The organism is Prosthecobacter sp. (assembly GCF_020439865.1).
GTDB lineage: Bacteria > Verrucomicrobiota > Verrucomicrobiia > Verrucomicrobiales > Verrucomicrobiaceae > Prosthecobacter.
In genome coordinates this window covers 1-3,590 of the sequence record NZ_JAGRPF010000234.1, presented here as the reverse complement: position 1 = coordinate 3,590, position 3,590 = coordinate 1, and the positions used below count along the sequence as shown (strand labels likewise).

The following is a 3,590-nucleotide window of genomic DNA, read 5'->3' as shown; positions in this document are numbered from 1 at the left end:
CTTCGCCCTTCGCCCTTCGCCACCTTTTCCAATTTCTCATTCCCAACGCCCCAACCTCCTGATAAACCAGTCCTTCCCACTCCGTCATCTTTGTTCCGCCTTCGTTTTTCTTCACCGACTTCATGCCCGCCTCCGTCCACCTCGTCATCCCCTGCTTTCAGGAGAGCGGACGCATCGGGCCCTTCCTCGCTGAGCTCTGTGAGGTGACGCGTGAACTCGGCGACGTGACGATCCGCATCGTCGAAGACGGCTCCGACGATCCTGAAACCGACCGCATGCGCGCCATCATCGCGCCTCTGCGCGAGAAGCACCCGCATCTGCTCGAGCCGCTCTTCATGCCGGACAATCTCGGCAAAGGCGGCGCCGTTTACACCGGCTGGAACATGGAAAAAGACGCCGACTGGCTCGGCTTCGTCGATGCTGACGGCTCCTGCTCCGCCACCGAGGTCACGCATCTCGTCGGCCGCGCACGCGAGCAGCTCACGCCACACACCGCGCTCTTCGCCTCACGCCTCAGCCAGTTCGGCAAGCAGGTGCACCGGCAGTGGAAGCGCCGCTTCATCGGCCACGTCTTCGGTTCCCTCGTCTCCACGCTCCTCCACATCCGCATTCACGACAGCCAGTGCGGCCTGAAGCTCGTCCCCCGCAGCGCCTACGAGCGCATCGCCCCCGCCCTGCGCATCCACGGCTTCGCGTTCGACGTCGAGCTCCTCGCCGCCCTGCACGACGCCGGCGTCCCCTTCCTCGAGATCCCCATCGCCTGGTTCGAAACCCCCGGCGGCCACGTCCACCTCATCCGCGACTCCTGGCGCATGGCGCGAGATGTCTGGAGGATCAAAATGAACCAACAACGACGCCACGCCTGACGCCCATCCATGCATGAATTCATTTTCATTGGCTGGCTGTATAAAGGCTAACAAACCCACCTGACGAATCTCTCCGATAACTTCGGAGGATCAACCCGCGCGACTCATTGCCTTTGCCCACGAACATCGGGCTGCCCCTCGCTTCTCGCCGTAAACTTTGTCAGTGCCATGTCGAACTCCATTTCGACATCTTCGTCCTCCCATTGGATCCACTGTATGCCCTCGGTAAACGCCGCGCCGGATGATCCCCAGCTCGCAAGAATGTCGCCATTCTTAAACTCAATTGTTCCCTTTCCACCATACTGCCAGCGAGTTCCCTCCAATCGGCTAATGAGAGGGACGGCCTTGCCTGAATTGAACGGACTTGGCAAGCTGGACAAATCCAACGGCTTGGTGATGTTCAGCACCTCATTCGTCGCACCAGGAAACGCCCGTGCAATCCAGCGCAGAATGCACTCGTTGCCGAAATCCTCCAGCTCCTTTTCCGTTGCATAAACAAACACAGGGCGGTCCCCCGACCAGATTTGCAGAAAGAAACCTCCGGCCTGGTCCCTCATCACTTTCGCGTTTCCCGATCTGAACATGGAAGAGCTGCCCGCGCGTGCCCCGTTGAGCACCATGTCGGCCGTCCCAAACCGGTGTTGCGCACTGGCATTCAACGCCGGCATGGCTTCTTCGCAATAGGTGTAGGGCAGCGGTCTGTCCATTTTCGCGCCTTTGTCGGCCTTGGTAAACAACACACACTGCAGCACCAGCGGGGGCGTTGGTTCATTGGAAAAGTTTTGAATGTCGATGACATAGCCTGCCCGTGCTTCTGTCACATTGGCCGTCGCGGTTCCGCCACTCGTCTCTTTGGATATGGCCCCGACATTGACCCGGCTGCCACGTACGAGTTGAGATTGGATTCGGAAGGAGAACTTGCGATTTTCCTTCCACCACTGTGATACATAAAGTTGATCGGAAGCCGTCAGAAGCTTGTACGGAAATGTAACAACAACACCGTCTTGACGAATCAGGGTCACGGTGCCTTGAGATGGACTCGCCGAACTGATTTCACCCGTAATCTTACGGCCAGAGGCATCGGTAAACTCTCTCGCATATGCCGTTGCGAGCAGCAGACACCAGACCACACAGGACAACATGCAAGTCTTCATTTTTCATGCTCAACACAAGACTTCCGGATGTCAACCGGCAAAGCACCGCACACAGCGCGTGCTTGCGGCCAAACCCATGGGTCGAATGCCATCGCGCAGACAGCCTGCGAATTTGGACCCGAGACCAACGCACCGTGCCTTGCCCTCGGACATTCAGAGCCAGCGGATGAGCTTGCGGAAAAATCATTGATTGTCGGCGGCTTCAGGCACCATGATGGGCATCTCCTGTAGCTTCGGTTGCTCGATCTGTCGTTTTTGTTGCGTCATGAATGAAGACTCTTCATCCACATCATCGCCACCAGGCGGCAATGAGACCATCCCCCCCACCCCTGTGAAGCGGTCGAAATCCTGGCAGCCACCGAGTGTGGAGGAACTTCACGCCCTGCTGCCACAGTATGAGATCACGAAGCTGCTGGGACGCGGCGGCATGGGGGCGGTTTATCAGGGAAGGCAGTTGAACCTCGACCGGGCTGTCGCCATCAAGATTCTGCCGCCCGGTCTGGATGTAGTGGATGAAAGCTACGCCGAACGTTTCAAAAACGAGGCGCGGGCGATGGCCCGGATGAATCACCCTGGCATTGTCGCCGTTTACGACTCCGGCGAGGCGGCTGACGGCACGCTCTACATCGTGATGGAGTATGTCGAGGGCACGGACGTCTCGCGCATGGTGGCACAGCAGGGGCGGCTGCCCGCCGAGCACGCACTGGCCATCACAGCGCATGTTTGCGACGCGCTGCAATATGCCCACGAGCGTGGCATCATCCACCGCGACATCAAACCGGCCAACATCATGGTCGGTTACGATGGAGTGGTGAAGGTGGCGGATTTTGGCCTCGCCAAAATCAACCAAGGCGGCGAATCAGGCCTGACCCGCAGCGGCATGGCCATGGGCACGCTGCACTACATGGCCCCCGAAACGCTAACACTCGGCGCAGCGGTGGATCATCGCGCGGATCTGTATGCCGTGGGGGTCATGCTTTTCCAGATGCTTACCGGCAGCCTGCCGCAGGGCATGTTTGAAATGCCTTCGGAGCAGGTGCCCGGCACGGATCCGCGCTTTGATGCCATAATCACAAAAGCGCTCCGCAATGACCGCGACCTGCGTTATCAATCCGCCGAGTCGCTCCGTGCAGATCTGGACGCGATCCTGACCCAGCCAGTAGCCAAGGTGTCAGATGATGATTCTCATGCCCACGCCGCGCTCCCGACAGAAGCGCGCCCGCAAAGACCGGAAGAGGAAAGCGACGGGGAGTTCGAAGAAACTGGACCTGTCGTCAGACAGCGTGACGGATCTCTCCTGCGCTGGGCAGCACTGCTGGTGCTCGGCAGCCTCGCATTCGGGTTCTATTGGGAGAAAACTCGGAACATGCCCCCAAAGACCGCAGCAAGCGCCGAGCCCACCCCTCCGCCCGCTTCTGTGCAGGCATCTTCGCCTCCCACTGCCACCACCCCCTCGTCTCCATCCACTCCTGCGGCCCCTGCAATTGTCGAAAGGCCATCACCAGTCACGCCAGAGTCAACCGCACCAGCGAGCACTGCGGCAGCCACCTCAATGATCACCGCGCCTGTT

The 3,590-nt window shown here is 59.4% G+C and carries 3 protein-coding genes; 2 read left to right on the top strand and 1 reads right to left on the bottom strand.

Annotated features, from left to right (window positions below; translation table 11 throughout):
- Positions 1-122: 122 nt before the first annotated feature.
- On the top strand, positions 123-866 hold the full coding sequence (locus KDL09_RS24800; RefSeq protein WP_294391508.1) for a glycosyltransferase: 744 nt from the start codon (positions 123-125) through the stop codon (positions 864-866).
- A 104-nt stretch (positions 867-970) separates the two neighbouring features.
- On the opposite strand, the gene KDL09_RS24795 is transcribed toward KDL09_RS24800, so the two are convergent.
- The gene (locus KDL09_RS24795) at positions 971-2,008 is read right to left on the bottom strand and encodes a hypothetical protein (RefSeq protein ID WP_294391506.1); all 1,038 of its coding nucleotides are present in this window, start codon (positions 2,006-2,008) and stop codon (positions 971-973) included.
- 343 nt (positions 2,009-2,351) lie between these two features.
- Here KDL09_RS24795 and KDL09_RS24790 point away from each other — a divergent pair.
- Positions 2,352-3,590, top strand: a 1,239-nt coding sequence (locus KDL09_RS24790) for a serine/threonine-protein kinase (protein WP_294391504.1), incomplete at its 3' end; no start/stop codon positions are given.